Annotated in this window: 7 protein-coding genes; 4 read left to right on the top strand and 3 right to left on the bottom strand. The window is 56.5% G+C overall.

The annotated features are described in order from the left end of the window. Positions 1 to 25: 25 nt before the first annotated feature. Together L977_RS07285 and L977_RS07280 are read right to left on the bottom strand one after the other, a co-directional pair. Positions 26 to 403, bottom strand: a complete 378-nt coding sequence (locus tag L977_RS07285; protein ID WP_023338753.1) for a DUF4440 domain-containing protein — start codon at positions 401 to 403, stop codon at positions 26 to 28. After that, entirely contained in the window at positions 400 to 1,608 is a 1,209-nt protein-coding gene (locus tag L977_RS07280; RefSeq protein WP_047625496.1) for an MFS transporter, read from the bottom strand. Before L977_RS07280 ends, L977_RS07285 begins: the two co-directional genes overlap by 4 nt. 108 nt (positions 1,609 to 1,716) lie before the next feature. Between L977_RS07280 and L977_RS07275 the strand changes: the two genes are divergently transcribed. Next, the gene (locus L977_RS07275) at positions 1,717 to 2,604 is read left to right on the top strand and encodes a LysR family transcriptional regulator (protein WP_047625494.1); all 888 of its coding nucleotides are present in this window, start codon (positions 1,717 to 1,719) and stop codon (positions 2,602 to 2,604) included. On the opposite strand, the gene L977_RS07270 is transcribed toward L977_RS07275, so the two are convergent. Then, positions 2,601 to 3,008 carry a MarR family winged helix-turn-helix transcriptional regulator gene (locus L977_RS07270; RefSeq protein WP_014885022.1) on the bottom strand — a complete coding sequence of 136 codons (408 nt, stop codon included), beginning with the start codon at positions 3,006 to 3,008 and terminating at the stop codon, positions 2,601 to 2,603. The two genes, L977_RS07275 and L977_RS07270, sit on opposite strands and share 4 nt — an antisense overlap. A 172-nt stretch (positions 3,009 to 3,180) precedes the next feature. Between L977_RS07270 and L977_RS07265 the strand changes: the two genes are divergently transcribed. The 3 genes from L977_RS07265 to L977_RS07255 are packed head-to-tail and all read left to right on the top strand — an operon-like array spanning position 3,181 to position 5,432. Continuing rightward, complete coding sequence (locus tag L977_RS07265) at positions 3,181 to 3,783, top strand: non-oxidative hydroxyarylic acid decarboxylases subunit B (RefSeq protein WP_014885021.1); 603 nt, start codon at positions 3,181 to 3,183, stop codon at positions 3,781 to 3,783. Further along, positions 3,773 to 5,200, top strand: coding sequence for a non-oxidative hydroxyarylic acid decarboxylases subunit C (locus L977_RS07260; RefSeq protein ID WP_047625492.1), 1,428 nt, complete (start codon positions 3,773 to 3,775; stop codon positions 5,198 to 5,200). Before L977_RS07265 ends, L977_RS07260 begins: the two co-directional genes overlap by 11 nt. A gap of 10 nt (positions 5,201 to 5,210) precedes the next feature. Beyond that, positions 5,211 to 5,432 carry a non-oxidative hydroxyarylic acid decarboxylases subunit D gene (locus L977_RS07255; protein ID WP_003862116.1) on the top strand — a complete coding sequence of 74 codons (222 nt, stop codon included), beginning with the start codon at positions 5,211 to 5,213 and terminating at the stop codon, positions 5,430 to 5,432. The last annotated feature ends 51 nt before the right edge of the window (positions 5,433 to 5,483 follow it).

The raw sequence follows: 5,483 nt of genomic DNA, 5'->3' as shown, positions 1-5,483 counted from the left end.
GTGAGACGGGCCTTTTTCTTTTGTGCTATGGCTGCGCCGTTTCGTGCAGCAGACGCCATGTGATCCTGCCATCTTCCTGATTCAGCACTGCGGTTGACCAGCGCACGTTGATGGGGTGATCCGGGCGGGTTTGCGTCTCCCGGTAGTGAAGCACCGCGCCATCATCCCAGCTCTGTCGCGTCGATAATTCGTCAATGACGATCTTAAGCCCAGGACGACTTCCGCGCTGGTTATCCAGAAAACGAACAAGCCCGTTGTAGTCTATATGGACCCCACCGGGTGGGATCATCAGAAAATCAGACCGAAAACGGGCGAGCAGGGCGTCGGAATCGCCTTCGCCTTTGCCTAGCCAGTTTTCAAGTGCAATGTGGAGCTCGATAATCTCGTGTTCGAAAGGCGTCATGAATTCTCCTGTCGCAGCTGGGTGAGCACCTGCGTATTGTTAAGACGAAAAACGTACAGTACAGGCAGTAAGGTCATGCCTGCGGCAAAAATAAACATCCCGTGCCACGCGGCGAGCGGGGGTAGCCAGGCCTGCGCAAGATTCAGGACCTGCGCCAGCAGCAGGGTACCCACAAAAAAGCTCAACTGACGATTAAGATTCCACAGCGCACTGGCATCCGGCATATCTTCCCGGCGCGTTGTCAGAAAAGCGCTGCTCTGAGCCGTGCTGCTGCAAAGACTTCCCCCTGCACCCATCAACACAAACGCAAGGGTGGGTAACAGCGCTGTGCTGGCCGGACTGACGCTCAGTAAAAGCAGAACGCCCAGCGCCTGGAGCAGACAGCCTGTGACGACAAGGGGACGAGGACCAATACGGTTAAAATAGCGTCCCGTTGCCGTGATAGCGACAAACGATGCCACAGACCACGGCAGCATCAGCATTCCCGTTGCGCCGGGTGTCATATTGGCCTCGCTCTGAAGGTAATACATACCCGTGACGTTCACACCAATAAATATGCCTGGTACACAGACATAGACCAGCATGGAAAAACGCAAAAGCGGGTCCGCAAGTAAAGGCAGGTTTAGCAGCCGGCTTGCTTTCATCGCGGGCTGTTCGTGTTTAAGCCACAAACAGCCCAGAACAAAGGTCACGATGGCAACCGGGAGCGTGGCGAAAAATATCCATCGCCAGCTTAGCGTTTGCACCAGCACGCCTCCTATAGCAGGGGAGCAGGCGGGGGCAAGCAGTGCGACCAGCATAACCGCTGAGGAGAGTCTGGCTCGCTCGTGAGGCTTAAACTGTTGCCAGGTCAACGCCTGTCCAACGGGAATCAATAAGCCTCCTCCCACCCCCTGCAACACTCGCCAGGCAATCAGGCTTTCCAGCGTGGCAGACAAGCCTGCCGCAGCAGAGGCAGCGCTGAACAGAAAAAGCGAGAGCAGGATGACGCGCTTCGGTCCAATTCGGCGCGTGAGCATGCTGCTAAACGGGATCACCAGCGTCAGACCAGCAATGTACCCGTTACTGACCCAGGCAAGTGCTGAAGGCGTGGCGTGAAAGGCGTGAGCCATTGCCGGAAAAGCGACGCTGGCAATAAACATGTTAATCAAATCAAGAAAAAAGCCCAGCAGATAGACAACGGCGACTTTGCTGCGATAGGTCATGGTGGTTCCTCCCGTGAGGAGGCGTATCGTATCGACGCGTCAGGCACGGATAAACCAGACAAAGCGCGATATACTGTCAAAAATATTTTGACGGTAAAAGGCGTGATGATGATTAACTTACAGCGGACGCAGATGTTTGTTGCGGTGGCAGACACCGGCAGTTTCACTGCGGCAGCTGAGGCGATGGGGCTGACAAAAGCCGTGGTCAGCTTCAATATTCGTCAGCTCGAAGCCGAACTGGGCGTTACCCTGTTGCTGCGATCCACCCGCCGCCTGACGTTAACCGACGCGGGTATTCTTTTTCATCAACGCAGCGTCGCGCTTCTGAAGGATGCAGAACAGTTGCAGGATGATGTCCGCGCGAATCATGCCGGGCTCACCGGGGAGTTGCGGATCACGACCACGCCTGAGTATGGCTCACAGGTCGTGGTGCCGATGCTGGCAAGGTTCAGCCAGCAGCACCCGGATCTTCGCGTGCGTCATGTTTCGTCGTCACTGCATGCCGACCTTATCTCAGAGCGCTTTGATGTGGCTATCCGATTGGGAACGCTTACCGATTCACGCTATCACGCTGCATTGATCGCGCACTTTTCGATCCTGCCCGTTGCGACACCCGAGTGGCTCGTTACTCATCCGATCGCATCGCTGGCGCAGCTTGCCCATGCGGACTGGATTATCCACGAGCGCTTAACCTCGCCGCTGCGCTGGCAGGTGAAAAATGCCGGTGGTTTGCCCGACACGCTGGAGATAAAAAAAGCGCCGCGCCTGTTTGCCGACAGTGCGCAGGCTCTTATGGCCTTTGCACTCGCCGGAGGTGGAGTGGCATTACTGCCGGAATGGCTGGTGCGCGATGCGCTGGATACGGGAAAACTGGTGCCGGTTTTACCGGAATATACCTTCGCGCGGCAGGGCATTTACGCGGTTTATCCGAATGCCCGGCACGTGCCGGCGAAAGTACGCACCTTTATTGATTTTATGCGTGCCAGCGTGAATTAATCGTGCATCATTTTCTTGATAAGCGCGGAGAACTGCTCCCGTTCGGCCTGACTCAGGCGCCCTAAAAATGCCTCATCTACTTCGTTGCTTACCGGCTTGCTTCCTTCAAGCAGGGCTTCGCCTTCTGGTGTCAGGAAGACAAACCGGCGGCGCTTATCGGCGGGGTCATGCTCGCGTTTGACCAGCCCGCGCGCCTCCATGCGGCTCAGCATTTCCGCCAGAGTCGCTTTCGTGCTGACTGCCACTTCGGTCAATGCCACCTGTTCAATGCCCGGATGCTCGGCAACAGAACGCATAACCGCATACTGCGGCTTGGTCAGCTCCGGTAAGGCATGTTGCCACTGCGCGGTATGCTGTTGAAAAAGCTGACGTAACAGGTGGAACGCCTCTTGTCTTAGTTCCATGAACACTCCGACGGAAAAAATCTCCCCCTATGATAGCCGCTAAAGCCCGGGATGATAACGCGGCATTTTTTAGCAATTAGTGTGATCGTATGCGAACGATCTTGTCAGAAAAACGATCCGGGAGTAGTTTACCTATAATGTTCGTACACGAACAAATTAATTGAGGTGATGAATGAGATTGATCGTGGGAATGACGGGGGCGACGGGGGCTCCGCTGGGCGTGGCGCTGCTGCAGGCGCTGCGGGAGATGCCTGAGGTGGAAACGCATCTGGTGATGTCGAAGTGGGCTAAAACCACCATCGAGCTGGAAACGCCTTACACCGCGCAGGACGTTGCTGCGCTGGCTGACGTTGTCCACAGCCCGGCTGACCAGGCCGCCACTATCTCCTCCGGGTCGTTTCGTACCGACGGCATGATCGTTATTCCCTGCAGCATGAAAACGCTGGCGGGGATCCGCGCAGGCTACGCCGAAGGGCTGGTGGGCCGTGCGGCGGATGTGGTGTTGAAAGAGGGGCGCAAGCTGGTGCTGGTTCCCCGCGAAACGCCGCTCAGCACCATCCATCTGGAGAACATGCTGGCGCTTTCCCGAATGGGCGTGGCGATGGTGCCGCCCATGCCTGCGTATTACAACCATCCGCAGACCGCCGATGACATCACCCAGCATATCGTGACCCGCGTGCTCGACCAGTTTGGTCTGGAGCATAAAAAGGCACGCCGCTGGAATGGGCTGCGGGAGGCGAAAGATTTTTCACAGGAGAATAAAAATGGCATTTGATGATTTGAGAAGCTTTCTGCAGGCACTCGATGAGCAAGGGCAACTGCTGAAAATTGAGGAAGAGGTGAATGCGGAGCCGGATCTGGCGGCGGCAGCCAACGCCACCGGTCGCATTGGCGACGGTGCGCCCGCGCTGTGGTTTGACAATATTCGCGGGTTTACCGATGCCCGCGTGGTGATGAACACCATCGGCTCCTGGCAGAACCACGCCATTTCGATGGGGCTGCCTGCGAATACCCCGGTGAAAAAACAGATCGACGAGTTTATCCGCCGCTGGGATAAATTCCCCATCGCACCGGAGCGCCGCGCCAACCCGGCCTGGGCTGAGAATACGGTGGACGGTGAAGACATCAACCTGTTCGACATCCTGCCGCTGTTTCGCCTGAATGACGGAGACGGTGGTTTTTATCTCGACAAAGCGTGCGTTGTTTCGCGCGATCCGCTTGAACCGGATAATTTCGGCAAGCAGAACGTCGGCATTTATCGCATGGAGGTGAAAGGTAAGCGCAAGCTCGGCCTGCAGCCGGTGCCGATGCACGATATCGCCCTGCATCTGCATAAAGCGGAAGAGCGTGGGGAAGATCTGCCGATTGCAATTACTCTCGGCAACGATCCGATCATCACCCTGATGGGCGCGACGCCGCTGAAATACGATCAGTCAGAATATGAGATGGCGGGTGCCCTGCGCGAAAGCCCATACCCGATTGCCACCGCACCGTTGACCGGCTTCGATGTACCGTGGGGCTCTGAAGTGATCCTGGAAGGGGTGATTGAAGGTCGTAAACGTGAAATCGAAGGGCCGTTTGGCGAGTTTACCGGGCACTATTCCGGTGGCCGTAATATGACGGTGGTACGTATTGATAAAGTTTCTTATCGCACGAAACCGATTTTCGAATCCCTGTACCTCGGTATGCCGTGGACCGAAATTGACTATCTGATGGGCCCAGCCACCTGCGTGCCGTTATACCAGCAGCTGAAAGCCGAATTCCCGGAAGTGCAGGCGGTGAACGCGATGTACACCCACGGTTTGCTGGCGATTATCTCCACCAAAAAGCGTTACGGCGGTTTTGCCCGCGCGGTCGGTTTGCGTGCCATGACTACGCCGCATGGCCTGGGCTACGTGAAGATGGTGATTATGGTGGATGAAGATGTTGACCCGTTCAACCTCCCGCAGGTGATGTGGGCGCTGTCATCGAAGGTCAACCCGGCAGGCGATCTGGTGCAACTGCCGAACATGTCGGTGCTTGAACTCGACCCAGGCTCCAGCCCGGCGGGCATTACCGACAAACTGATTATTGATGCGACGACGCCTGTCGCCCCGGATACCCGAGGCCACTATAGCCAGCCGGTACAGGATCTGCCTGAGACCAAAGCCTGGGCTGAAAAACTGACCGCGATGCTGGCAGCACGTCAATAAGGAGGAAAAGATGATTTGTCCACGTTGTGCCGATGAACATATTGAAGTGATGGCGACATCACCCGTGAAGGGGGTCTGGACGGTTTATCAGTGCCAGCATTGTCTCTATACCTGGCGCGATACCGAGCCGCTGCGCCGCACCAGCCGTGAACATTATCCGGAAGCGTTTCGTATGACGCAGAAGGATATTGACGAGGCACCGCAGGTGCCGACGATCCCACCGCTGCTGTAAAAAAAGCCGGGTGGCGGCTTCGCCTTACCCGGCCTACAAAACCCGTAGGCC

It is taken from the genome of Enterobacter sp. ZOR0014 (assembly GCF_000798855.1).
Classification (GTDB): domain Bacteria; phylum Pseudomonadota; class Gammaproteobacteria; order Enterobacterales; family Enterobacteriaceae; genus Enterobacter; species Enterobacter kobei.
Note: the sequence above shows the minus strand (reverse complement) of the source record. Positions and strands in the feature narration are given on the sequence as shown.